The sequence below is a fragment of the Microbacterium sp. BK668 genome (assembly GCF_004362195.1).
Classification (GTDB): domain Bacteria; phylum Actinomycetota; class Actinomycetes; order Actinomycetales; family Microbacteriaceae; genus Microbacterium.
Window position 1 is genome coordinate 431,021 of record NZ_SNWG01000001.1, and the last position, 25,043, is coordinate 456,063.

Consider the following 25,043-nt stretch of genomic DNA (forward strand, 5'->3'; position numbering starts at 1 on the left):
GTTACTTCGCTCCGTCTTCGTACGTGCCCACGAGGCGCACCGCCCCGCCGTCGACGCCCTTTGCGCCCTGCTCGAACGCGCCCTCGGGACGCGCTCCGTCGCTCACGACGCCGACCTGCCACGTCGTCACGCCCTCCGCCGAGAGAAGGGACGCCGCGGCCTCCGCGTGATCGGCGGACACGACCGCGAGGAAGCCGATGCCCAGGTTCCATGTGCCCTCGGTCTGCTCGAGGGCGAGGTCGCCGAGGTCGGCGAGGACGCGGAAGACGGGCGGCGGCGACCACGTCGAGCGGTCGACCTCGGTCCACGTGTGCTGCGGCAGCACGCGCGCGAGGTTGGCGGCGATTCCGCCGCCGGTCACATGACTGAGCGCGTGCACGCCGGCGTCCGTGCCGCCGGCCGACTCGAGAAGGCGAAGAAGCGGCGCCGTGTAGAGGCGCGTCGGCTCGAGAAGCGTCTCGCCCCACGTCGCGCCGAAGTCCGCCGCGTTGTCGCCGTACTGGATGCCGGCCCGGGCGACGATGTGGCGCACGAGGCTGTATCCGTTGGAGTGGAGGCCGCTCGAGGCGAGCGCGAGGACGACGTCGCCGGGGCGCACCCGGTCGGCTCCCAGCACGGCGTCGGCCTCGACGACGCCGGTGGCGGCGCCGGCCACGTCGTAGTCGTTCGGGCCCAGGAGCCCGGGGTGCTCGGCCGTCTCGCCGCCGACGAGGGCCGTGCCCGTCTCGGCGCAGCCGTCGGCGATGCCCCGCACGATGTCGGCGATGCGCTGCGGGAAGACCTTGCCCGTCGCGATGTAGTCGGTCATGAAGAGCGGCTTCGCTCCCACCACGACGATGTCGTCGACCACCATGCCGACGAGGTCGCGGCCGATCGTGTCGTGCTTGTCGATCGCCTGGGCGATCGCGACCTTCGTGCCGACGCCGTCGGTGCTGGTCGCGAGGAGCGGCTTGCGGTACGCGTGCAGGAACGACGCGTCGTAGAGCCCGGCGAAGCCGCCGACGCCGCCGAGCACCTCGCGTCCCTGCGTCCGGCGTACGGCCGACTTCATCAGCTCGACCGCCAGGTCGCCGGCAGCGGTGTCGACCCCGGCTTCGGCGTAGGGGTCGGAGGTGTGTGCGGATTCGGCGGGGGCGCCCGGCGCGGGCGCATCGTCGGTGGGAGATGCCACCTCCCCAGCCTACCGGCGGCGCACCTGAGCGGACGCCCGGCCGCCGACCCCCGGCATCCCTCCTCCCAGAGCATGAGCCTCCTCCTGGGCGCCGGGCACCCGCGTCCGGCCGAGTTCTCGGCGCTCCGATGAAGGCTCACGGTTTTAGAATGATCGGCATGGGCAGCGCCGGGGCACCGGAGTGGGTGATTCGCGAGGACGCGAGTCAGCCCGTCCTGCTCGCCCTCTACCTGCGCCAGGTGCTCGGCATCCGCTCCCCCGACGAGCTGCCGCAGCTGCGCGGCATCCCGTCCCGCCCGCAGAACCGGGACGACGACGCACACGCGCGCCTCGAGCGGCAGTGGCGCGAGTACTGGGCGATGACGGTCGAGCCGCAGGCCCATCCGTCGCCCGTCCCCCTCGATCTCGTCGAGGGGTTCGACACGCTCGTGGCGCTCCCGCTGGAAGGATCCGACGACCTCCGGCAGGCGATGGCGCCCCACGCGGCCGAAGCCGTCGCCTACTCGCAGTCCGCGAAGGAGCGCTACCGCAAGGAGGCGGCCGCGAAGCCCGGGGTCTCGTACCGGGCGTACGCGAGCGCGATCGCCGAGCACGAGCGACAGGTCGGCCGCCGCGCGCACTCGTTCGAGCTGAACGTCCAGGTGCTGCCGCTCGCGCAGCGCGGCGTGTGGTGGATCGGATCTCTCACGATCGCCGTCACCGACGGATTGCGGGGGGATGTCGCGGCCTTCGACGCCGCGATCCACCCGATCATCGCCGAGCTCGCCTGAAGATCAGCCGGCGTCGGGTTCCTGGACCGTCTCGCGGTCCACGCGCACCTCGCGCGTGCGCGTCCGGCTCACGCGGTCGAGGATGAGCGCGAGGATCGCGAAGACCGCGACGCCCGCCGTCACGCAGATCAGGGCGAGGAAGCCGAAGACCTGGCCCGTCGAGTAGATGAGGCCGGTGTTGTCGCTCACGGCGCTCGAGCCGTCGAACGCGAAGGTGAGGATGAGCGCCGTCAGCAGCCCGAGCCCCGCACCGGCGATCAGGAACACCGAGAACTTCGGCGCGCGCCGGACACGGAGGGTCTGAGGACCGGATCCGGGTGTCAGCGGAGGGCGGGGCGTGTCGGGCATGTCTCCATCATCTCTCAGGCCGTCGCCGCGGAGGCTCGCCGCCCTCGTCCTCCTCGCCGCGGAGCCACCAGGGCACCTCGTCGGTCATGGGCGAGCTGAGGTCGTCGGTGATGATCGTCCGGTGCTCCGTGATGACGGGACGGACCCGGTGGCCGGCGATGCGATCGAGCACGATCACGATCGTCGCCGCGACGAGCAGCGCGAACGCGCACCAGATGACGGCGAGGACGCCGAAGGTCCACATGATGCCGGACGGCTGCGACGCGAGCGGGTCGCCCGGTGCCGCGCCGGCGCTCGAGAGGGCCGTGTGGACGCCTGCGACCGCCAGGCCGGCGAAGACGCTTCCGAGCAGGATGCGGCCGTACCGCGGGGCCCGACGGAGCGCGCCGGACTCCCACTCCTCGTCGACGACGTGCTCATCGGCACGGTCGTCCTCGCCGGCAGCACCGGCGGGCGTGCGACCCATGCTGCAATCATCCCACCGCAGGAGCCTCGCGGACCCGGCTGACGCCGGAAGGGCGTCGGGCGATCGCGCGCTCCGGTCAGGGTCGCAGCGGCAGCAGGTCGGAGAGGTCGGACCGGGTGCCCGAAGCGCGGATGCGGCCGGCGGACGCGGCATCCGTCCAGTGCTCGGCGCCGGTCGCGACGGCGATCCACGTGTCGGGGTCGGTCTCGACGACGTTCGGCGGCGTGCCCCGCGTATGGCGGGGACCCTCGATCACCTGCGCCGCGCCGAAGGGCGGCACGCGCATCTCGACGGAGTTGCCGGGCGCCTTCTCGACGAGGAGCTGCAGGAGATAGCGGACAGCCGTCGCGAGATCGGTGCGCGACGCGCGGGTGGATGCCGCGGCCGCCGCCCGCACCGCGTCCAGCGCCGCCCGCCCCTCGTCGACGCGGATCTTCTTCGCCACTCCCCCACGCTACGCCCGCGCACGCGCGCGGTGACGCAGCGGTGACGCTCCCGTGACGCAGACGGGTCCACACTCCGGGGCATCGACGATTCGATCGGAGTGCCGCCATGGCAACTGCAACGGCCGACGTGATCGGCTCCACCCCGCTCAGCTTCGGCAACGCCTCCGGCGCGCAGGAGGTCGTGCCGCTGTCGGCCTTCGAGTTCAGCGGTTCCGACATCCGCCTGAAGACCGCATGGCAGGGCGGCTTCGACGCCGGCGAGCAGACGACGCTCCTCGCCGTCGCGAAGGCGCGCGCGGCCGTCGGCGAGCTGACGAAGCCACCCGTTCCGCCCCCCGCTGCCGCCCTCGCCGTCACGGCCGCCCACGCGGGGCCGGAGGGCAACGGCATCACCGTCTCCGTGCAGGTCGAGAAGAATGCTCCGGCGCTCGAGGCGGAGATCACGCTCTCGGCCGTCGAAGTCGACACCTGGACGGGTCTCGCAGACGGCGACGCGGCGGCGTTCCGCATCGGCGTGGATGCCCCCACCGGTGCCGACGGCGATCCCCCGGGCGCCACGGGCCTCATCGCGGTCAAGAAGGGCTCGACGGGCGCGAGCGCCAAGCCCGCGGTCGCCAAGACCGGCGTGCTGAAGAAGGCCACCGACGTCGAGCTGAAGGACGAGGACGACGAGGTCGTCTGCACGATCAGGCCGCGCTCGGACTACGCCGGCAAGGACGGCCTGTCGTACGAGGTCACGAAGAACGGCGCGACGTTCTCGATCACGGTGACGTACGACTCCACGAAGGAGGCGGGGACGCAGAGTCCCGTGACCCTCCTGACGCTCGGCGATGTCGCCGATCCCGTCGCCTACCTCGTGACGGTGGGCGCACCGCCGCGCGGCGCGGCGCTTCCCGCGGACTCGTCCGCTCAGCTGTCCGGCGGCGCCGAGGGCCTCGCGGCCGGCGGCCTGCTCTACACGTGATCCAGAGGGGACACGCGCATGCCCATCACACCCACCTATCCGGGCCTCTACGTCGAGGAGATCCTGAGCAACTCCCGCACGATCACGGGGGCTCCGACATCCGTCACGGTCTTCATGGGATACACCCACCCCTTCAAGACCAGGCCCCAGCACTACGGCGCCGCGGTGCAGATCTTCAGCTTCGCCGACTACGAGCGGGAGTTCGGGGGTCTCTTCAACGTCGACTGGCTCGCCGATGACGTCGGGCGCGCGGTGTACCAGTTCTTCGCCAACGGCGGAGCGATCGCCTGGGTCGTGCCGTTGCTGCCGCAGTGGCACGACCTCGGGGGCGGGCCGACGACACCGGTCGCCGCCCCGAGTCTGCAGATCGGCACGGCCGCCGACGGCATCGTCTTCACCGGGCGGGAGCCGGTGGACGCGCAGCACGAGCTCACGGTGTCGATCACGAACCTGCGGGCGAGCGACCCCGTCGGAGCGCCCGCGGCGCTCGACCTCGCCGATCTGACGCTCGCCTACGCCGGGCGCGCAGAGACGTTCCGGCGTGTGACGCTCAACCCGGCGCCCCCGGCGGCGGATGCCGAGAACACCCTCGAGGCCCGGCTCGGCACGACGGCAGCGCCGGTGTCGAGCCTCGTCACGGTCGCGCCGACGACCGCGTACCCGACGACCTGGCCCGCAGCGCTCGGCGCGACACCGCTCGCGTCGAACCTTCCGGCCGCGCCCTTCACGTCGTTCAGCCCCGGCGACTTCGCCGACGCGTTCGAGCCCGAGAAGGCCCTCGACAAGATCCCCATCTTCAACCTCCTGCTGACACCGGGGGTGTGGGACCACGGTGTCACCTCGGCAGCCCTCGCGGTCGCCGAGCGCAAGCGGGCGTTCTTCCTCATGGATCCGCCCGCCGACGCGGTCGCCGACACGACCGGCGCACCGCTTCCGATGATCGGCGCGATCATGAACGACGAAGTGCCCGGCCGGACGATCGCGAAGAGCCAGAACGGCGCGCTGTACTTCCCGTATCTCCGCACGACCGACCCGTCGACGGGCGAGCCGCTGCTGGTCCCTCCGTCCGGCTTCGTCGCCGGCGTGATCGCGCGGCAGGACACCAACCGCGGCGTGTGGAAGGCGCCCGCGGGGTTCGAGGCGCTCGTCCAGAACACGACCGGCGTCGCTCCCTCGGGCCGCATGACCGATCCCCGGCAGGGCACGCTCAACCCGCTCGGGGTCAACTGCCTGCGCACCTTCCCCGGCATCGGCACGGTCGTCTTCGGCGCGCGCACGCTCGTCTCGGCGAATCCGGCCTTCCAGCAGTACCGGTACGTGCCGGTGCGGCGCATGGCCCTCTTCCTCGAGCAGTCGCTCGTCGGAAGTCTCGGCTGGGTCGTCTTCGAGCCCAACGACACGCCGCTGTGGGTGTCGATCAAGACCACGATCGACAACTTCATGCTCGGCCTGTTCAACCAGGGCGCGTTCCAGGGCTCGACGCCCTCGCAGGCGTTCGCCGTGACGTGCGACGCCACGACGACCACTCCCGACGATCAGGCGAACGGCATCGTCAACATCGTCGTCGCCTTCGCGCCGGTCAAGCCGGCCGAGTTCGTCATCCTCAAGATCGCGCAGCTGGCCGGCCAGCCCCAGTCGTAAGGAGTTCCGCCATGCCCAAGCCGTTCAGCGTCAACGTCTCGCGCTTCGACCCGTACAAGAGCTACCGCTTCCTGGTGTACTTCGACACCTCCACCTCCCCCGTCGCCGGCGTCAGCAAGGTGAGCTCGCTCAAACGCTCGCACGACGTCATCGAGTACAAGGAGGGGGGCAACGCGATCATCCGCAAGGGGATCGGCCGCGGCAAGTACGAGCCGATCACGCTCGAGCGCGGCGTGACCCACGACGACTCGTTCGAGCAGTGGGCCAACGCCGCCCAGGTGCTCGACAAGGGCGCCCCCTCGTCCTCGCTGTCGAAGCTCCGCAAGGAGATCCGCATCGAGCTGCTCAACGAGCAGGGCCAGCCCGTGCACCGCTACCTCGTGCACCGGGCGTGGGTCTCGGAGTATCAGGCTCTCCCGGATCTGGACGCCGGGACCAACGCCGTCGCCATCGAGCACATCAAGCTCGAGAACGAGGGCTGGGAGCACGACCTGTCTCTGGCCGAGCCCAAGGAGAACTGAGCCGCGCCATGCTCGCGCTTCCGATCTCCGGCGTCCAGGCGACGTGGCGTCCCGCGACCGGGCGGGACGACATCGCCCTCGCCGACGGCGCCCAGGGACTGGAAGGCGCCGTGGACTACGTCGGAAGCGCGGTGCGCCTGGATCCTCCCGTCGAGGCGCGCGACCTCCCCGTCGGAGACGTCGATCTCGTCGTCGTCTGGGACCGCCGCGAGCGCCGCGGCGACACGATGGTCGCCGAGGGGCGCTGCGGCCGCTGCCTCGAGCCGGTCGACGTGCGCTTCAGCCTCGCCGCGTACGCCGCCCACCACCGGCCCCGGGCGAGCCGGAGGGCCGAGCCGATCGGCGACGGATGGTTCCGGCTGCGCGCCGGAGAGGCGGAGTTCCGCGTCCCCACCTCGGCCGACGTGCTGGAGGCCGCGGCATCCGTCGATCCCCGCTCGGAGCTCCTCGACCGGTGCGTGCGGGGGACCGTGCCACCGGCGACCGCCCGCTCGATCGAGGCCGCGATGGCGCGGCTCGCCCCGACGCTCCGCGCCGCCGTGGCCGGCACCTGCCCGGAGTGCGGCGCCGCGTTCGAGCTCGAGGTCGACGCGCGGGAGCTCTGCATGGCCGAGCTCCGCCAGGACGCGATCACCGTCTACGACGACGTCAATCTCATCGCGACGGCGTACGGGTGGAGCCAGGACGACATCCTCGACCTCCCCTCCGCGCGCCGGCGCAGGTACGCCGGCACGATCGCGGGTCACCTTCCCGAGACGCGCGCGAGGGAGCTCGCTCATGCGTAGCCGGCACGGATACCTCGCCACGCTCGTGCGCTCGGCCCGACCCGCGCCGCGGAGCGCCGTGCACGCCGTCACGCAGCCCGGCTGGGGTCCGACGCCTCCGGCCGAGGTGCTGGACGACGTCGAGACGGCTCCCGCCGCGCTCTCCGCCCCGCGGCCGCCGGCCCGCGCCGCCCTGCCGGCCGCATCGGCGCCCCCGCCCCCGCCCGCGCCCGTCCACGAGCAGGCGACGGATGCCTCGACCCCGCCCGCCATCGAGGTGCCGGGGCATCCGGAGCCGTCTCCCCGCGGCTCGACGGTCGTTCCCCGTCCCGCCCCGGTCTCCTCCGCCCCTCCCGCCCCGGTGGAACGGCGCGCGACGGCGCGGGACACGGATGCTGCAGGACCGCCGGCGTCGCCGGAGCCGAGCCGGCCGGCGGCCCGCCCCGCGGCCGAGTTCCCGGCGCCGCCGCGCGCGGCGGCGCCGCGGCTTCCCGCCGGCACCGAGGTCGCGCTCGAACGCCTCGAGCACCTGGCGCGGCGGTTCTCGGCCGCGCTGCCCGCCGAGACGGAGCGGCCGGCACCCGTGGTGGAGCGCACGCACGACGCGGAGCCGCCGGCTCCCCGCCCGGTCCCGCCCCCGCTGACCGCCATCGGGATCGCCGAGCCGGTCGCCGAGCCGGTCGCCGCCGCGCCGCGCGAGCCCGAGCCGGCGCGGGTCGAGATCGGCAGCATCGAGGTGTTCGTGACGCAGCCCGCCGCGCCGGCGCCGGCCGCGGCATCCGTCGCCCCTTCCCCGCTCGCTCCCGCAGCTCCCGGGCGCCCCGAGCGGCTGAGCCGCCCTGCCCAGCCCTTCGGCTTCGGTCAGGGGTGAGCGATGCGCGACCTCTCCATCGTCACCGACACCCTGCGCGACCTGCTCACGACGGCCGTCAACACGAGCCCCCTCTTCGGCGGAGCTCCGCCGCCGTTCTCGGTCACCGTGTCGGGCCAGCATCCTCAGACGCCGGGCCTGTCCGACAGCGAGCTCAACGTCTACCTCTTCCACGTCGCGCCCGACAAGCACCTCGCGAACAGCTTCTGGTCCCAGGCGGCGCAGCACGGCACGACGCCGCCCGTCGCGTCGGAGCCCCTGAGCCTCGACCTCTGGTACATGGTGTCGGCGCAGTCGAAGACCAGCTACGTGCACGAGCAGCAGATCCTCGGAATCGCGATGCAGGCGATGCACGACAACGCGATCCTCGAGATCAACGCCCCGACACCCCTCCCCGGCGCCATCACGCCGAGCCAGGCCACCGTCGTCCTCGAGGCGCCGAGCTTCGACGAGCTGAGCAGGCTGTGGCAGGCGTTCGGGCTGCCGCTGCGGACGACGGCCGAATACCGCGTGAGCGTCGTCTTCCTCACGCCCGACACGATCCCGGCCGATGCGCCTCGCCCCGAGATCGTCAACCTCGTCGCCGCTCCCGGGTTCTCGCCCGCGGCGACACCGGCGAAGCTGTTCGCGACGCGCCGGACCCTGGCCTACACCGCCCCGGGTCCCGTCGACGAGACGGTGCAGCTCTCGCCCGCCACGACGGCACCCGCGCCCGGGCCGGCCGCGGCGAACCAGGAGGTCGTGCTCGACGGTGCGGGGATGCTGCCGGGCGACCACGTCGTGCTCGTGTCGTATCCGGGGGGCGTCCGGACCGAGACCGACGTGACGGCCACCTGGGTCGCGGCGGGCGACCCGCCGTTCCGGCTGACGCCGCCCGCGGGCGCGGGCGCGCCGGCACCCGGGCGTCACGAGGTGGTCCTGACGCGGCCGACCGAGCCGGGCTGGCAGTCCAATGCCGTGCCGCTGAACGTGGCGGCGTGGATCGATCCGGCCGGCGGGCCGCTCGTCACCCCGAACGCCCAGGGCCGGTTCAGCCTGACGGTCGGCAACGTCCCGCCGGCCGGCGTGCTGCTGCGCCTCGGGACGACGGCGCTGACCCGCATCGGCGCGGGAACGCCACAGCCCGGCCAGTGGCGCCTGCAGGGCGCGACGCTCACCTTCGCGGCGCCGGCGGGCACCCCGGCGGGCACGTACCTCGTCGGGCTGCGGGCGAACGACGTCGAGGCGGATCCGGTCAAGTGGGCGGTCGTGCCATGACCGGATGGCTCGACGCCCTGCGCGACCTGGCGGCGGTCCGGGTCGCGGCGCAGCGCGCGCGCTGGAACGACAACGGCGGAACGGTGCACGCAGCCATCGACGACATCCTCGCGCGGCGAGCGGTCGAGGCGGCACCCGAGGCACTGCCCGAGGCGGCACCCGAGGCAGTGCCCGAGGTCTCCGCCGCCCGCGCGGCGATCGACGCCGACCCGCGCTGGCAGCGCCTCGTGGGGGCCTTGGGCCTCGATGACCTCGACGTCGAGTGGCTCGCGCTCGTCTGCGCGTGCGAGCTCGACCCGCGCCTGACCCGCGTGCTGGGGTATCTCGACGACACGGCGGCAGCGGTCCCCGCGACTCCGGCCGCGGCCGCGCTCCTGTGGGGCTGGCCGCTCGGCGTCCAGCCGGGGCCCGCCTCCGCGGTGGTCCGCTGGGAGCTCGCGCAGCCCCACGGCGACATGCAGTCCACCACCCCGTGGGCGATGGATGCCGAGATCGCGGCGTTCCTCGCCGGCGCCGAGTGGCTCGCCGTCCGCCGCGAGGCGGACCCCGCCGGATCCGCCGGGCACGACTGCCTCCACCCTGCGCTCCTCACCGAGATGACCGACGCCGTGTCGCCGCTCCACGCGGGCGTCGTGGAGCTCGTCGGCAGGCCGGGCTCCGGAAGACGCACGCTGCTGGAGCAGCTGGCTGCGGCACTCGGTCGCGAGGCGGTTCGCGTCGCGCCGGGGAGCGCCATCCGCGGTCTCCGCGCCGCACGACTGCGCGGCGCCATCGCGATCGTCGCAGCCCGGCCCGGCGACCCCGTCGCGCTCGACGACGAGCGCCTCACGTTCGTCGCGTGCGAGGCCGCACCCGCGAGCGACGGCGCGCTCGTCCGGCTGCGGTGGGACCTGCCCGTGCCGACCGCCTCGCAGCGTCGCGCGCTGTGGGGCGCGGCATCCGTCCTCGATCCGCCGGCAGCCGTCGCCGACTGGGAGCTCACCCCCGCCGAGATCCGCACGGCGGCGCGCGCCGGAAGGGCCGCCTCGCTCGTGCTCGCCGGACGCGTGCGCGACGGCTCGCTCGCGACGATGCAGCGGCTGCCGCGGCCGTACTCGTGGGACGACCTGATCGTCGCCGATCACGTGGAGCGCGCGCTCGAGCGCCTGCTGGTCGAGGTCCGGCTGCGCTCGGAGGTGCTCGACGAGTGGGAGTTCCGGCGGCTCGCACCGTCGAGCTCCGGCGTCACGGCGCTCTTCGCCGGGCCGAGCGGCACGGGCAAGACGATGGCGACGCAGGTGCTCGCGCGCGAGCTCGGGCTCGAGCTCTTCCGCGTCGACCTCGCGACGGTCGTGAGTAAGTACATCGGCGAGACCGAGAAGCAGCTGGCGGCGGTGTTCGACGAGGCCGAGCGCAGCCGCATCATGGTGCTCTTCGACGAGGCGGACGCGCTCTTCGGTCAGCGCACGACCGTGCGCGACGCCCACGACCGCTACGCCAACATAGAGATCGACTATCTCCTCCAGCGGCTGGACTCCTTTCGCGGGGTCGCGGTGCTCGCGACCAATCGCAAGGGCGACCTCGACCCCGCGTTCCTACGGCGTCTGCGGACGGTCGTCGACTTCGTGGCGCCCGCCCCCGCCGAACGGCTGCGGCTGTGGCGCTCGGCGCTGCCGCGCGCCACCTCGGGAGGGATCCCCGTGACGGAGGACCTGGATCACGAGTGGCTCGCAGCGCACCTGGACCTCACCGGCGCCGAGATCACGACCATCGCGCTCGGGGCGGCTTTCGATGCCCGGCAGGCGGGCCGTCTCATCACGCTCGACACGGTGGTCGAGGCCTCGCGCCGCGAACTCGGCAAGCGCGGCGCCGTCCTGCGGATCGCCGCGCCCGCGCGGACGGAGGTCGCGCCGTGAGGATCGGCCGGCTGACCCTCCACACCGGGCCGCTCACCGATGCGGACGCACGGGAGCTCGCGCGCCTCGTCGCGGAGGACCTCGCCGGGATGCCGCTTCCTCCCGCCGGCAGTGTGCGGATCGACGTCGCTCAGCCGGGGACCGGCGGACTGCCGAGCCTGCGCGAGGCCGTCGCGGCCGCCCTCGAGCAGGCGCTGAGCGGGTCCGACACGCGGGAAGAGGCATCCGGCCCCTCTCGCGGAGCGGGCGCATCCGCCGGAACGGGGATGCGGTCATGAGCGGCTTCTACCTGCGCGGGGCGATCGTCGAGTTCATGCCGACGCCGCTCATCCCCATCCCGAACATCATCGTCTTCCAGTACAACCCCGAGACCATGTCGCACGCGTGGACCCAGCCCGAGGCTCCGAAGGCGGGCCCGAACCAGACGACCACCAACCCGCTGGCCGTCGAGGGCAATCCGGGCGAGTCGTTCAGCTTCACCCTCTCGATGGACGCGCAGGACTCGATCGCCGAGGGCGGGGCCTCCGGCGGCCTCGCGACGATCAGCGGCGTCGCCTCCCGGCTCGCGGCGCTCGAGATGCTGCTGTTCCCCTCTTCCGACACCGAGGGGGGACTGCTCGGCACCGTCTCGGCCCTGATCGGAGGGGGCGGCGGGGGAGGCGTGAAGCGCAAGGTGCCCGCGTCCACGATCAACACGTGCCTCTTCGTCTGGGGGCCGGGGCGGATCGTCCCCGTGCGCGTGACGGCGCTCACGGTCACCGAGCGCCTGTACGACACGATCCTCAACCCGGTCAAGGCCGAGGCGCAGATCACCCTCCGGGTGCTCACCGACGAGGAGCTCAAGCACAACGCCGACACCCTCAAGACCCTCGCGAAGGCCGCGAACACCTACACCCACGGCCTGCGGCAGGCGCTCGCCGTGGCGAACCTCGTCAACTCCGCCGATTCCGTCCTCGGCATGCTTCCGATCTGAGGCCCGCCCGTGTTCACCGCAGACAGCCGCTACGCCGACGCCGGCACGTACCAGGTGACCCTCGCGGACGGCAGGGTCGTCACCGTGACGAAGGCCGCCCGTCCCGCGGCGACCCGGCTCGTCGGCTGGCACCGCCGGGCGGACGGAGAGCGCCTCGACGTCATCGCCCACCGGTACACCCGCGACGCCACGCGCGCGTGGCTCCTGTGCGACGCGAACGATGCGCTGTCGCCCGACGCGCTGGCCGCGCACGAGCTCATCGGCATTCCCGGACCGGGGAGGTGACATGTCGGAGTATCAAGTGCTCTTCGAGGGTGCACCCGTGGACAAGGACTTCTACGAGCAGATCAGCCGCCTCGAGGTGGAGGAGAACGCCGACCTTCCCGGCGCGATCTCGCTGACGCTGCCCGTCGGCGTCGTGGACGAGGAGCTCACGTGGGTGAGCGATGCCAGGCTGCGGCCCTACGCCAATGTCGCCGTCGTCGCGACGGCCCCCGACGCGGCCGACGAGTGCATCTTCGACGGGTACGTCCTCACGCATAAGGTGCACCTGCCCAGCGGCACCGCCGGGGCGACCGTCGAGGTCTGGGGGCAGGACGCGACCGTGCTCATGGGCATGACCGAGCACGTCAAGGTGTGGTCGGGGATGACCGAGGCCGATGTGGCCGAGCAGATCTTCTCGAGCTACGGCATCGCCGCGGCATCCGCCAACGGCACGCAGCCCGGCCCGACGCACAGCGACGACGAGCACGCGCTCGTCCAGCGCGGCTCGGATGCCGAGTTCCTCCGCCGGCTCGCGCGGCGCACCGGCCGATGGTTCCGCGTCTTCGCCGGCGAGAAGGCCGGCGCGCGGTCCGGGTGGTTCGCGCCGCCCGGCACCGACGCGGAGCCTGTCGTGACGATCGGCGTGACCGACCCCGCGACGTCCGCCGTTCCGGTTCTGGACTTCTCGTGGGATGCCTCGCGTCCCACCGCCGTCGAAGCGCGTCAGGTGAGCCTCGCCGACAACGACAAGACCGGGGTCAGCGCCGCGACGAGCGCATCGGGCCTGTCTCCCCTCGATGCCAGGACTCTCGCGGACTTCGCCGGGAAGGAGCGCACCGTGCTGCTGACCGCCGCAGCCGACACGACGGAGCTGCCCGACCGGAGCGCCGGCCTGCTCCGGGAGTCGAACTGGTTCGTCCGCTGCGAGGGCACGACCGACGTGAACGTGCTCAAGCGCGTGCTCCGGGTCGGGCAGGTCGTCGCCGTCGAGGGCTGCGGCTCGCTCCTGTCGGGCAGGTACCTCGTCTGGAGCGTGCGGCACACCTTCACGACGCAGGCGCACGCGATGTCCTTCGCGCTCGTGAGCAACACCGTCGGGCCGGAGGCGTGATGACCGACGAACTGCTCCACGAGCTCGCCGACCAGCTCCGGCACCGCTACTACGGCAAGTACCGCGGCGTGGTCGAGGAGGTGGATGCCGCCCGGATGCGCGTCAAGGCGACCGTCCCGGCCGTCCTCGCCGAGGCCTCGGCCTGGGCCACGCCCTGCGTGCCCTTCGCCGGCAAGGGCGAGGGCTTCGCGTTCCTTCCGGCCGTCGGCTCCGGCGTGTGGATCGAATTCGAGGGCGGCGACGTGCACTACCCGATCTGGACGGGCTGCTTCTGGTTCGACGACGAGATCCCCGAGGACGTCGCCCCGAACGTCCGGGTGCTCGCCACCGCCGGGGGCCTCAAGATCGTGCTCGACGACGACGCGGGCGAGCTGCGCATCGAGGACGGCAACGGCGCCACGATCGCCTTCGACTCGTCGGGCGTCACGACGACGCGCGACGGATCGTCGGTCGCGGTGACGTCCTCGAGCGTCTCGGTCAACGACGGCGCGCTGGAGGTGACGTGATGGGCACCTTCCTCACCGCGTCGGCGAGCCTCCTGTGCCCCCACGGCGGCAAGGTGATGCCCGTGCCCGGCACGACGCAGGTGCGCATCGGCGGCGAGCCGGTCGTGCTCGCCGGCGACACCTTCCCCATCGGAGGCTGCGTCTTCAACGTCGCCGGATCGCCGCATCCCTGCCTCACCGTCGAGTGGATCGTCACGGCGCAGCGCTCGACCATGGTGCAGGATCAGCCGCTGACGACCGACAGCGTCGGGCTGTGCAAGGCCGGCGACGAGGCCGTGCAGGGACCGGTGCAGATCGTCAGCACGCAGACGAGAGTGAGCGGGCTGTGATCCGGCACGACTTCGCCCACCCGCTGCGCGTCGACGCGGCATCCCACCAGATCGCGCGCACCGACTACGCCCGTCACGTGAGCCAGCTCGTGAAGCAGCTGCTGCTGACGAGCCCCGGCGAGCGCGTCTGCCTGCCCGAGTTCGGCTGCGGCCTGCGCCGCCTGGTCTTCGCCCCGCAGTCCGACGCCCTCGCGGCGACGGTGCGCATCCAGGTCCAGCAGGCGATCGATCGCTGGCTCGCGGACCAGGTGGAGCTGCTGGACGTCGACGTGGCCTCGGGCGCCGCGACCCCGGGGAGCGGCCTCGACGAGGGAGCCATGCTCATCACGGTGTCGTACGCGCTCGTCGAGACGCGCACGCCCGACAGCGTGACGGTGAGGGTGGGCTGACATGCCGGACCGTCTCACCGACCTCGTCGCCTCGACGACGCTGAACGGGATCGACTTCGTCGAGATCGGCGATCCCGCGCAGACGCTCCTGCGCGTCCACTTCCTCAACACGGTGACGGTCGAAGGAACGCTCGCGGCGACGACCCCGGTCCGCATCACCGGCGGCGAGACGGTGGCCGCGGTCCCCGTCGAGCCCATCGGCGGGGCCGACTGGACGACGGATGACGCGGGCCGCCCCGTGCTGACGGTGCGCACGCCCTTCCCCGGCGACTTCTCGCACTACCGCCTGTCGGTCGCGAGCACCGCGCTCGACCCCTTCTTCGCCACCATCCTGTTCACGTTCAAGGCGGGGTGCCCGTCCACGCTCGACTGCGCCGACGACGAGGAATGCGAGCCGGACGACACCCCCGCGCCCGCGATCGACTACCTCGCGAAGGACTTCACGAGCCTGCGCGCCGCGCTGCTCGACTACACCGCCTCCGCCTATCCGAGATGGGTCGAGCGGGATGAGCCCGACGTCGGGATGATGCTGGTCGAGCTCCTGAGCGCCGCAGGCGACGACCTCTCCTACCTCCAGGACCGCATCACCGGCGAATCGGCCCTCGCGACCGCGACCCAGCAGGTATCGGCGGTGCGTCATGCCCGGCTCGTCGACTACGAGCCGACGCCCGCGACCTCGGCGGAGACCCTCGTGCAGATCGACGTCGCCTTCCCGGGCCTCGCCCGGGGCCTCACGATCGGCGCCGGCCTCCCCGACGGGTCGACCCTGCCGTTCGAGCTCGGCGGGCCGCTGCTCGACCCCGACTCCGGGGCGCTGCGCACCGATCCCCTCGCCGTCGACCCGCGGTGGAATCGCTTCGACCGTACCGGCCCGCAGCCGGTCCCGCGCATCCTGCCGTACTGGTGGGACGACGCCGTCGTGTGCCTGCCGGCCGGCTCGACGGAGCTGTGGGTGCGCGGGCACGGGTACAGCTTCCCGATCGGCGATCCCCGCGAGGGCACCGTCGGCCTCGCGGTGCTGCTCGACACCGCCGCCCCGACCGCCGCCGACCCGACCGTCCGCGAGGTCGTGCACCTGACGGGCGCCGCCGAGGAGGTCGACCCGCTCTACGGCATCGCGCTCACGCACCTCACGTGGGATGCGGGCGAGGCGCTCGCCGTCGAGCACGCGCTCGACCGCACGGTGCTCGCCGGCAACCTCGTGGCCGCGGTCGAGGGGCAGCGGTACACGGAGCGATTCGTGATCGAGCCCGACCCGGGCGGTCCCGACGCCCCGCTCGCGGCGGTCGTGCGCAGCGGACCCGACGCCGGGTGCGACGACGCGACGCCGCAGTACCTCCACACCCTCGAGGCGGGCACGCTCGCGTGGGTGCGCGAGGGGAGCGCCCGCCTCCCCGAGATCGCGGTCGTCGAGCTTCCCGAGACCGCGGGAGACACCGCGACCATCTGGCGCTGGCGCCGCACCCTTCTCGATGCCGATCTCTTCGAGCAGGCCTACACGGTGGATCCCGTCGTCTACCGCGACCTTCGCCGCTCGCCCCGCGACCTGCCGTGGTTCGAGTACGACGGAGACGACGGCGACTCGGTGCGCTTCGGCGACGGGGTCTTCGGCGAGCTCCCGCCGACGGGGGCCCGCTTCGAGGTGACCTATCGCACGACGGCGGGAGCGACGGGGAACGTCGCGGCCGACGCCGTCACCATCGTCGGGGACGACCTCGCCGGCATCGTCCTCTCCGCGACCAACCCCTTCCCGGCGGCGGGCGGCGAGGACCGCGAGTCGATCGCGCACATCCGCGACAATGCGCCGTACGCGTTCCGGGCTCGTCAGTTCCGCGCCGTCCGCGCGGAGGACTACACCGCTACGGCCAAGGAGCTGCCGTGGGTCCTCGACGCGGGGACGAGGGTGCGCTGGACGGGAAGCTGGCTCAGCGTCTTCACCACCGCGCAGCCCCCGACGGGCGAGGCGCCGAGCACCGGGCAGACCGGCGAGCTCGTCGAGCTGCTCGATCGGCGAAGGCTGGCCGGCTACGACGTGCACACGCCGGCTCCCCGGTATGTGGGACTGGACCTCGTCGTGACGGTGTGCGCCCTGCCCGGCGCGCGACGCGGTGAGGTGGAGGAAGCCGTCCTCGACGAGCTCGGCACGGGGCGCACGTGCGACGGACGGCTCGGCTTCTTCGCGCCGGGCCGGCTGCGGTTCGGCGCACCACTGGAGCGCAGCGAGCTCGAGGCATCCGTCCAGCGCGCATCCGGCGTCGACGGCGTCGTGTCGGTGCGGTACCGCCGCCGGGGGCACGTGCCCTGGTATCGCCCGATGCCCGAGGTCGTCTCGGTCGGCCTCGATGAGATCCTCCGTGCCGACAACGACGCGAACCGCCCCGACCGCGGGTCGATCCGGGTCGTGGTGAAGGGGGTGGCGTGATGTCGTGCGGGTGCGGATGCGGATGCGAGACAGGGTGCGGCACGAGGCCCGACCGCGTTCCGGTCTGGAATGCCGCCGGCGCCGACCGGCTGGCATACCGGATCGGCACCTTCGCGACGTTCCGTCGCGCGCTCCTGCAGCAGCTCGATGGGGAGCGGGAGCTCGCCGGATGGCAGCCGAGCGCCGGCGACGACCTCGGACTCGCGATGCTCGACGCGTGGGCGTACATCGCCGACATCCTCACCTTCTACAACGAGCGCTACGCGAACGAGCACTATCTGCGCACGGCGCAGCTGCCCGAGAGCGTCGCGGGGCTCGTGGGGCTGCTCGGCTACCGCCCGCGGCCGGCGATCGCGGCGACGGGCCGGCTGGCCGTCATCGCGTCGGGTCCGGGGCCGCTCGTCGTGCCGAAGGGGCTGGCGATCGCGAGCAAGGCGAGCCCCGGCATCGCCTCCCAGACCTTCGAAGTCGACGAGGAGGCGCGGTTCGAGCGACCGTCGAGCGTTCCGGCGCCGCCGGCGGGGATGACGGATGCCCCGCCTCTCGCCGGCCCCCCTCCGTCGGCCCCGCCCGGCACCGCGGAGGTGCCCGCCCAGCCGCGGCTTCTCGCGCGCGGAGGGGTGCTGCTGAAGGGCACCCAGACACTGAAGACCGGGGAGCGACTGCTGCTGGTGACCAAGACGTGGGGATCGGCGGATGCGCCGGCGGTCGTGGTGAAGGTCACCGGGACCGCCGTGGAGGTCGACGCGCACTCCCGCAAGAACACCCGGGTCCTCCTCGAGGGCGCGGTCGGCCTGCCCTCGAACGCCGCCTCCGGCGCCTACCGCCTCTTGCGGCCGACGCGCGCGGGCCACCTCACGACGCTCCCGGCCGGAGCGGCGGCCGTCGCCTCGGGCACGCTCGTGCTCGACGCACCGGCCCGGCACCTCGCCGCGGGCGACCCGCTGCTGGTCGAGGTCCCGGGTGCGGGAGTGGGCGGCAGCCCCGGGTCGGGGTTCGACGTGGTGCGGCTCACGGATTACGCCGAGGTGCTGTGGTACGCCAATGCGCTGGCCGGCACGCCCTCGGTCCCGCCGGCCGGAGACGTCCCCGGCATCCCCCTGCAGGTGGCGAAGCTGACCGTCCAGGCGCGGTCGGGGGTCAGCCTTCCCTCGCGCTACGGGTCGCAGGCGGCGAAGGTGGTCGTGCAGAGCGGATGGCGCGAGGTGGGCGTGCTCCTGGACACCGCCGTGCGGGCGCTCAGCGCCGTGCCCTCCTCCGTGACGCTCGCCGCGCCGCCGGCCGCCGCGGCGGGGGTCGCCGTTCCCGCCCTCGTCGAGGACGGCAAGGGCGGCGGCGCCGAGGTGCAGGCCGTGCCGGTGGCGGGGACGAGCGCCGTGGCCCTCTCGGGGGGTGCCGCGTCGCTCGAGCCGCCGCTGCGCGTGCTGTGGGACGTCATCGAGGTGAGCCGCGGGGCCACCGTGCGCGGGGAACAGCTCGGACGGGGGGATGCCTCGGCCGCCGGTCAGGACTTCGCCCTCGCGAAGTCGCCGGTCACGTTCCGCGCCGACTTTCCCGGGCGCTCGGGCGACGGCTACTCCTCCACGATCGAGCTCGTCGTCGACGGACGGCGCTGGGCCGAGGTGCCGAGCCTCTACGGCCGCGGCCCGAGCGACGAGGTCTTCGCGACATGGAACGACGAGGAGGGGAAGACCCACGTGCGCACGGGTGACGGCGTGGCGGGGCGCCGACTGCCGACCGGAGCCGTGGTGACGGCCGATTACCGCGTCGGCGCGGGCGCCGCCGTGCCGCCTCCAGGCGCGCTCACGCAGCTGCTCTCCACGCCGCCGAACCTCCGGTCGGTGCGCAATCCGGTTCCCCCGGGCGGAGGATCCGACGCACAGCCCGCCGATGAGATCCGCGATCTCGCGCCGAGATCGGTGCTGACCTTCGGCCGGGCGATCTCGGGCGACGACTATGCCGCGTGCGCGGCGGCGGCGCCGGGGGTTGTGCGGGCCACGACCGTGTGGGCCTTCGACGCGACGGAGCAGCGGCCGACCGTGAGCGTGTACGTCGGTGACGACGCCGCCGCCGTCGACGCCGCCCGGGCGGCGCTGCGCGCACAGGCCGATCCGAACCGGCCGCTGACCGTGCTCCCCGCGGTGCGGGTACCGGCGGCCCTCAAGGTCGTGCTCACCGTCGACTCCCAGTACGTCATCGGGCCCGTCATCGACCGGGCTCGGCGGGCGGTGCTCGACGAGCTCTTCGCGCCCGGCATCCTCGCGCTCGGCGAACCGCTCTACCGGAGCGAGCTCGAACGCGTCCTGACCGATGTGCCCGGCGTGCTCGCGAGCCGGCAGCTGCGGTTCTACTGGATCCGCGGCGGCCTGCACATCTCCGCCGGCGCCCGCTTCCACCCGGGGGACGGCGGGTTCTTCCACCTGCTGCCCCAGCTGGTGCTGCTCACGGGGGAGGTGGCGCCGTGACGGTGCAGGATGCCTACGCGCAGCGCTACGCCGCGAAGCTCTGGTCGCTCGTGCCCGAGCACCACCGGGCGGCCGACAGCGAGTCGATCGACGCGCCGGGACCGCTGCGCGAGCTGCTGGCGCGCATCGGCTGGTCCATGGCCGACGTGCGGCGGAGCATCGACCGCCTGTGGGAGGACCAGTCGGTCGAGACGGCCGACAGCTGGGTCATCCCCTACCTCGCCGACCTCCTCGCGACCCGGCTGGTGCCGTCGATGGATGCCCGCGGTCAGCGGCTGGACGTCTTCCGGACGATCCTCTACCGGCGCGCGAAGGGCACGGTGCAGCTGCTCGAGCGGCTCGCGAACGACGTGACCGGGTACGACGCCCGCGTGATCGAGTTCTTCTCGTCCCTCGCCCGGACGCGGCACGGTCTGGACCCCGCGATCGGGTGGCCCGCCGACTCCGACGACCCCGTCGGAGCCCGTCGGCTGCAGCATGCCGAGCGCCTCACCGGCGCCCGGACGGGAACCCCAGCAGGCGGCTGGGCCGACCTCCGCGACCCGCTCGGCGCGAGCCTCGCGCACTCCCCGTTCGACGAGTTCCACCACTGCCTCGACGTGCGGATCGGCCGCGGCGACCTCGGCTGGCACGGCATCCCGAAGGTCGGCTTCTTCCTCTGGCGCACGGAGGCCATGCGCGTCGACCGGGCGACGCCCGTGCCGGTCGCCGCGTGTCCCGGCCACTTCGCGTTCGACCCGACCGGGCGCCGGATTCCGCTCTTCCTCGCGCCGCGGCGCGGCGCCAACGACTACGGCGAAGCATGGCTCCCGGTGCCGCTCTGGCAGCTCCCGACGCCTCTCACCGAGCCGCTGTGGGACGCGATCCTCGACCCCGACGACCCCTTCCAGCCCGAGGCCGCAGACACATGGCCGCGGAGCCTCTCGGTCTCGCCGACCGGCGCGGGCGCGCCCCTCGACGTCGCCGACGTCCGCGTCTGGCCCGAGGTCGGGCGGTTCCAGGTGCTGCCCGGCGGGCCTGCCGAGGTCGAGGTCGGCTACCACCACGGCCTCTTCTCGCGTATCGGCGCCGGGCCCTACGATCGACGGCGCCCCGGCGTCCGCGCGCCCGTCGACCCCGTTCCGCGCACGCGGATCGACGGCGGCTCCGCCGTCGCCCTGCCCGGCGCGATCGCGGGACTGTCGGGCACCGGCACCGTGGTCGTGCGCGACGGCCGGACGCTGACCGCGACGGGCGACGTGCCCGCCGTCCGCGACGTCGTGATCCGGGCCGAGGACGGCGAGCGCGCCGTCGTTCGCGGTGCCGGCGGTGTCGGCGGTGCCGAGTGGGTGTTCACCGGCGCCGGCGGCCGGCTCCGGCTCGAGGGGCTCCTCGTGAGCGGCACCGACATCGTGCTGCGCGGCGACTTCGCCGAGGTCGCCGTCTCCTGCTGCACGCTCGACCCGGGTGGTTCCGGGGCGCTGCACACGCCATCCGCCGTGTGGGACGAGGCGGTCGACGGCCGCGAGCTCACCCCCACGACGGTGTGGATCGAGGGCACGGTCGACACCCTGCGCATCGACCGCTCGATCACGGGTCCGATCCGCACCCGCACCGCGGGACTCGTCGACGACGTCGTCGTCACCGACTCCGTCGTGCAGGGGCTTCCGGCCGAGCTGCCGGGCGACCTCGACGCCCTGCGCGACGCCGATGCGATCGCGAGCGCCCTGCGCTTCCAGCGCGAGCCGCTCGGCACATGGCTGGCCGGACAGCTGGATGCCGCGACCGCCGCGGCCGTCGCGACGCACCAGGAGAACACGCCGGCCGCCGCGGCGACGGCATCGCTCGTCAGGGCCGCCCTTCAGGCGGTGATCGACGGACCTCTGATCTGGGACGCCGCGCGGTTCGGCGAGCGGCTGCTCAGCGCCTCGACGGTCGCAGCCGCGGCGGCCGTCCCGACCGAGGCCGACAGCATCCGTCGCCTCAATCGCCTGCTGCTCGCCGAGGGCTTCCCGCTCGCGCTCGGGGATGCCGCGCTCGCACTGGAGTCGGGCCGCGTGCGGCTGGAGCGCAGCACGATCCTCGGACGCGCGTACGTGCATCGGCTCGAGTGCAGCGAGTCGATCCTCGATGACGTCGTACTCGTGCGGGACACGCAGGACGGGTGCGTGCGATTCTCGGCATGGGCGAGCGGCAGTCGGCTGCCGCGCCGCTACGAGTCGGTCGAGGTGGCCCCTGGGGCCCCCGTCATGGTGAGCCGCAGGTACGGCGAGTGGGGCTATGCGCAGCTGTCGGACGGCGCCGACTCGGCGATCCGCAGCGGCAACACCAGTTCGGACCCGAGCCTGCTGAGCGGCGCCGAGAACCGGTCCGAGATGGGCGTCTTCTGCCGCGACCTGGCGAGTGTGAAGGACCGTTCGCTGCTTCTCAAGGCGCAGGAGTACCTTCCGGTCGGCCTCGCCCCCGTGCTCATCCACCTGCCCGAGGCCGATCCCGTCGGCGAACTGACGAGAGGGAGACCATGGCCACCGATGTGACGCGCCTTTCCTTCGACCGCGCACGCGCCTACCGCGGAGTCGTCCTCCAGCAGGGTCGCGTGAGCCTCGAGGCCGAGGCCAACGAGCAGCGCACGATCGACACCGAGGAGCAGCGCGCTCAGGTGATCGACATCGTCGGACCCACCGGCACGCCCGACGACGGCTACGCCGTCAGCGCGGGGACCGGGTTCGAGCTCACGATCGGCCCGGGCACGATGTACGTCGGCGGCTGGCGGGTCGAGCTCGACGAGAAGGTCGGCGACTACCACCAGCCCGACTGGCTCGACCGCGGGCGGGGGTGGCGCGAGACGGGGCGCGAGCACGTCGCGCTCGTCGTGCAGGAGACCGACGTCACGGCGGTCGAGGACCCCGCCCTGCACGAGGTCGCCCTCGGCGGGCCGGACGGGGCGGGACGCACGCGTCTCCTGCAGCGGATCGTGCGAACCGAGACGGATGCCTCGACCTGCGCGGGGGCGATGGCGGCGGATCGGAGGCGGTGGCTCAGGCAGGGTCTGCGCCACGACCCGGAGACGGCAGCGCTCCTCTCCGATTCCCGGCTGCTCGTGACGTGGGATGCCGAACCGGTTCCGCCGAACCCATGCGAGCCGACCAGTACGGGGGGCTACCTCGGCGCCGAGAACCAGCTCCTGCGCGTGCAGCTCACGCGCGTCGGGCGGGACGGCCGCTTCGACCTCCTGTGGGGCTACGACGACGCCTCGTTCCTCTACCGCGTGACGCCCGACGCGGGCGCGAACCCCGTCCTGACCCTGGACCGCTCACCCGTGGACGACTTCCACCGGCCGCGAGCCGGCCAGGCGGTGCAGGTGCTCCGCGCGACAGCCCAGCTCGAGAGCACCGACGGGAAGGTCGAGGGATACGTGGCGGCGCTCGGCGGCGAGGTCGGCGTGCTCACGGCGCCGTACGATCCCGACCTCAAGACCGTGACCTTCCCCGCGCCCCTCCCGGCCGACTACACCGATCCCGACGAGACGCCGCAGCTCTACCTCCGCGTGTGGGAGGAGCAGATCACGGGTGCCGAGCCGGGCCAGCCGATCGCGCTCGGCACGACGGGGGTGCAGGTCACCATCACGGCGAACGCGGGCGGTGAGCTGCACCTCGACGACTTCTGGTGCATCGGGGTCCGGCCGTCGACCCCGACGGCGGTCTACCCCGCCCGGCTCCTGCGGACGCCGCAGCCGCCGGACGGACCACGGCAATGGGTCGCGCCGCTCGCCGTCATCGAATGGCGCGGGCGGAATGAGCTCGACGTCCTCGAGGACTGCCGCAACCCCTTCCAGCCCCTCACCGAGCTCGACGACTCGGGATGCTGCACGATCGAGGTGCGCCCCTCGCACGCCGCGGACGGCACGCTGCAGGCACGCATCGACCGGGCCGTCGCCGGCCGGCGCGTGGACGAGCGGGGCGACCGGGTGACGGTGTGCTTCGCGCCCGGGCGGTACGAGCTGCAGCGCCCGCTCATCCTCACCGAGCGCCACTCGAACCTCACCCTGCGCAACGGCAACGAGGCGGCCGTCCTGACCGTCCGCGAGGGCCGTGAGGAGGCGTTCGGCCACGGCATGGTGATCCTCGCCGACGCCGACAACGTCACGATCGCCGGCCTCGAGTTCGAGCTCCCGCAGATCCCCGCCGTGCTCGCCCGCGTGAGCGGCACGACCGGCGGCGTGCTCGACCGCGAAGCCGTGCGGGGGATCAATGCGGAGCAGGCGAACCGCTGGGTGTCGATCGGCGTGCGCACGATCAACTGCGCCGTGCTCGCGGTGCGCGACTGCCTCTTCCGGTTCACCGTCGGGCCGCAGCAGACCGATCGCGAGGATGCCCAGACGATGCCCCGCAACGTCTTCGGCGTCGGGGTCTTCTCCGCGGGCGGAGCGTGGGGATTCGAGCTCACCGACAACAGATTCCTTCACGACCCCACCGTGCCGCTCGCCGAAGAGGGGCCCTTCCATCTCCTCGTCGGCTACCTCCTGACGCAGACGGCGCTGAGCCGCTCGAAGGGGAGCGTCAGCCTGGGTGCGGCGCGACTGCCCGGCATCCTCGACGATGCGATCATCGCGGGGAACGAGTTCCGCGGACTCTCCGCCGCCGTCGCCGTCGCGGCCGACATCGGCGACCTGCGGATCTGGGACAACGTCGTGCGAGATTGCTACGGCGGACTGTGGCTGCTCGACGCTGCGGCGCTCGTCAGTGACGACCGGCGCCTCTCTGCGGCCGGGGGGATCGCCCAGCTCTCGGCGCCGACCTCGGACGCCGTGCTCGTGCGCCTCCTCGTGCTGGGGATGGTCTACCCGCTGCCGTCGTTCGCCGAGACGCCATCGCGCGGCGTCGTGAGCGCCGAGGGCGAGACCCTGGCGCAGCTGCGCAAGGCCTCGGCCGAGCGGGATCGCCTCATCGCCGATCGCTTCGAGGCCCGGCTCGGCAAAGACGACGGCGTCACGGTGACGATGGTGGCCGGCCGCCATACGGCCCCCTCGAAGCAGCTCCTCGCCGCCTATCGGGGCCTGACCGAGCTCAACCGGCTCGATCCGAGGCTGGCGGCGCGGGATGCCTCGGTCGACGCCCCATCGGGATCGATCGCCGTGCAGCGGAACACCATCGACTGCGCCACGGCCGACGACGACGGCCGGACCGGCTTCGCACTCCTTCTCACGACGACGCCGACCGAGGAGGGCGGGGCCGCCGTCACCGCCACGGGGAATCGATTCGCCAGCCGCAGCACGTTCCTCACGGCGGCGGTGAGCGGAGCGGGGGCGGCGAGTGTAACGGGGAACGTCGTCGTCGGGGCCCGCGGCGAGCGGCAGATCGGCCTCGCGGTGCTCGCGACGACCTCCGCCGCCGTCACGGGCAATGTCGTGATCGGGCGCGCCGTGCTGCCCGCGCGGAACCTTCCGGCCCCGTTCGAGTCCTGGAACCCGTTCAACGAGATCACCCTCTGA

The 25,043-nt window shown here is 73.2% G+C and carries 23 protein-coding genes; 19 read left to right on the forward strand and 4 right to left on the reverse strand.

Translation table 11 applies throughout. The features are described from left to right. Window position 1: 1 nt before the first annotated feature. Complete coding sequence (gene purM / locus EV279_RS01900; protein WP_133541251.1) at window positions 2–1,171, reverse strand: phosphoribosylformylglycinamidine cyclo-ligase; 1,170 nt, start codon at window positions 1,169–1,171, stop codon at window positions 2–4. Window positions 1,172–1,329: 158 nt separating this feature from the next. Here purM and EV279_RS01905 point away from each other — a divergent pair, with 158 nt between their 5' ends. Next, window positions 1,330–1,941 carry a zinc-binding alcohol dehydrogenase gene (locus tag EV279_RS01905; RefSeq protein WP_133541252.1) on the forward strand — a complete coding sequence of 204 codons (612 nt, stop codon included), beginning with the start codon at window positions 1,330–1,332 and terminating at the stop codon, window positions 1,939–1,941. 3 nt (window positions 1,942–1,944) lie between these two features. Here the strand turns inward: EV279_RS01905 and EV279_RS01910 are convergent, their stop codons facing one another. The 3 genes from EV279_RS01910 to EV279_RS01920 form a co-directional block, all read right to left on the reverse strand. Then, a complete protein-coding gene (locus EV279_RS01910; protein WP_133541253.1) occupies window positions 1,945–2,289 on the reverse strand; it encodes a potassium transporter Trk in 345 nt (114 codons plus the stop codon). A gap of 7 nt (window positions 2,290–2,296) precedes the next feature. Further along, a complete protein-coding gene (locus EV279_RS01915; protein WP_133541254.1) occupies window positions 2,297–2,755 on the reverse strand; it encodes a hypothetical protein in 459 nt (152 codons plus the stop codon). A gap of 76 nt (window positions 2,756–2,831) precedes the next feature. Then, window positions 2,832–3,200 (reverse strand): sterol carrier family protein, encoded by a 369-nt coding sequence (locus EV279_RS01920; RefSeq protein ID WP_133541255.1) that lies wholly within the window; start codon window positions 3,198–3,200, stop codon window positions 2,832–2,834. A gap of 107 nt (window positions 3,201–3,307) precedes the next feature. Here EV279_RS01920 and EV279_RS01925 point away from each other — a divergent pair, with 107 nt between their 5' ends. Genes EV279_RS01925 through EV279_RS02005 form a run of 18 tightly spaced genes read left to right on the forward strand, consistent with a single transcriptional unit; the run spans window position 3,308 to window position 25,043 of the window. Further along, window positions 3,308–4,165 (forward strand): hypothetical protein, encoded by an 858-nt coding sequence (locus tag EV279_RS01925; RefSeq protein ID WP_133541256.1) that lies wholly within the window; start codon window positions 3,308–3,310, stop codon window positions 4,163–4,165. Window positions 4,166–4,183: 18 nt separating this feature from the next. Beyond that, window positions 4,184–5,806, forward strand: coding sequence for a phage tail sheath subtilisin-like domain-containing protein (locus EV279_RS01930; RefSeq protein WP_133541257.1), 1,623 nt, complete (start codon window positions 4,184–4,186; stop codon window positions 5,804–5,806). Between the two features lie 11 nt (window positions 5,807–5,817). Further along, window positions 5,818–6,327, forward strand: a complete 510-nt coding sequence (locus tag EV279_RS01935; protein WP_133541258.1) for a phage tail protein — start codon at window positions 5,818–5,820, stop codon at window positions 6,325–6,327. Window positions 6,328–6,335: 8 nt separating this feature from the next. Continuing rightward, a complete protein-coding gene (locus EV279_RS01940) occupies window positions 6,336–7,112 on the forward strand; it encodes a hypothetical protein (protein ID WP_133541259.1) in 777 nt (258 codons plus the stop codon). Beyond that, window positions 7,105–7,962 (forward strand): hypothetical protein, encoded by an 858-nt coding sequence (locus EV279_RS01945; protein WP_133541260.1) that lies wholly within the window; start codon window positions 7,105–7,107, stop codon window positions 7,960–7,962. The genes EV279_RS01940 and EV279_RS01945 overlap by 8 nt, the downstream gene beginning before the upstream one ends. Window positions 7,963–7,965: 3 nt before the next feature. Further along, window positions 7,966–9,219 carry a DUF4255 domain-containing protein gene (locus tag EV279_RS01950; RefSeq protein WP_133541261.1) on the forward strand — a complete coding sequence of 418 codons (1,254 nt, stop codon included), beginning with the start codon at window positions 7,966–7,968 and terminating at the stop codon, window positions 9,217–9,219. After that, complete coding sequence (locus EV279_RS01955) at window positions 9,216–11,114, forward strand: ATP-binding protein (protein WP_133541262.1); 1,899 nt, start codon at window positions 9,216–9,218, stop codon at window positions 11,112–11,114. Before EV279_RS01950 ends, EV279_RS01955 begins: the two co-directional genes overlap by 4 nt. Next, window positions 11,111–11,392: a hypothetical protein gene (locus EV279_RS01960; protein ID WP_133541263.1), complete on the forward strand. Its 282-nt coding sequence runs from the start codon at window positions 11,111–11,113 to the stop codon at window positions 11,390–11,392. Before EV279_RS01955 ends, EV279_RS01960 begins: the two co-directional genes overlap by 4 nt. Further along, window positions 11,389–12,087 carry a hypothetical protein gene (locus tag EV279_RS01965; protein WP_133541264.1) on the forward strand — a complete coding sequence of 233 codons (699 nt, stop codon included), beginning with the start codon at window positions 11,389–11,391 and terminating at the stop codon, window positions 12,085–12,087. Before EV279_RS01960 ends, EV279_RS01965 begins: the two co-directional genes overlap by 4 nt. A 9-nt stretch (window positions 12,088–12,096) precedes the next feature. Continuing rightward, window positions 12,097–12,372, forward strand: a complete 276-nt coding sequence (locus tag EV279_RS01970) for a LysM domain-containing protein (protein WP_133541265.1) — start codon at window positions 12,097–12,099, stop codon at window positions 12,370–12,372. A 1-nt stretch (window position 12,373) separates the two neighbouring features. Beyond that, complete coding sequence (locus EV279_RS01975; protein ID WP_166644419.1) at window positions 12,374–13,462, forward strand: contractile injection system protein, VgrG/Pvc8 family; 1,089 nt, start codon at window positions 12,374–12,376, stop codon at window positions 13,460–13,462. Then, a complete protein-coding gene (locus tag EV279_RS01980; protein ID WP_133541267.1) occupies window positions 13,462–13,968 on the forward strand; it encodes a phage baseplate assembly protein V in 507 nt (168 codons plus the stop codon). The genes EV279_RS01975 and EV279_RS01980 overlap by 1 nt, the downstream gene beginning before the upstream one ends. Beyond that, entirely contained in the window at window positions 13,968–14,297 is a 330-nt protein-coding gene (locus EV279_RS16775) for a hypothetical protein (protein WP_166644420.1), read from the forward strand. Before EV279_RS01980 ends, EV279_RS16775 begins: the two co-directional genes overlap by 1 nt. Beyond that, the gene (locus EV279_RS16780) at window positions 14,294–14,686 is read left to right on the forward strand and encodes a GPW/gp25 family protein (protein WP_166644421.1); all 393 of its coding nucleotides are present in this window, start codon (window positions 14,294–14,296) and stop codon (window positions 14,684–14,686) included. Before EV279_RS16775 ends, EV279_RS16780 begins: the two co-directional genes overlap by 4 nt. A gap of 1 nt (window position 14,687) precedes the next feature. Then, window positions 14,688–17,108, forward strand: a complete 2,421-nt coding sequence (locus EV279_RS01990; RefSeq protein WP_133541269.1) for a baseplate J/gp47 family protein — start codon at window positions 14,688–14,690, stop codon at window positions 17,106–17,108. After that, window positions 17,108–19,573, forward strand: a complete 2,466-nt coding sequence (locus tag EV279_RS01995; protein WP_243728587.1) for a baseplate J/gp47 family protein — start codon at window positions 17,108–17,110, stop codon at window positions 19,571–19,573. Before EV279_RS01990 ends, EV279_RS01995 begins: the two co-directional genes overlap by 1 nt. After that, window positions 19,570–22,089, forward strand: coding sequence for a hypothetical protein (locus EV279_RS02000; protein WP_133541271.1), 2,520 nt, complete (start codon window positions 19,570–19,572; stop codon window positions 22,087–22,089). Before EV279_RS01995 ends, EV279_RS02000 begins: the two co-directional genes overlap by 4 nt. After that, window positions 22,074–25,043 carry a DUF6519 domain-containing protein gene (locus EV279_RS02005; protein WP_133541272.1) on the forward strand — a complete coding sequence of 990 codons (2,970 nt, stop codon included), beginning with the start codon at window positions 22,074–22,076 and terminating at the stop codon, window positions 25,041–25,043. The genes EV279_RS02000 and EV279_RS02005 overlap by 16 nt, the downstream gene beginning before the upstream one ends.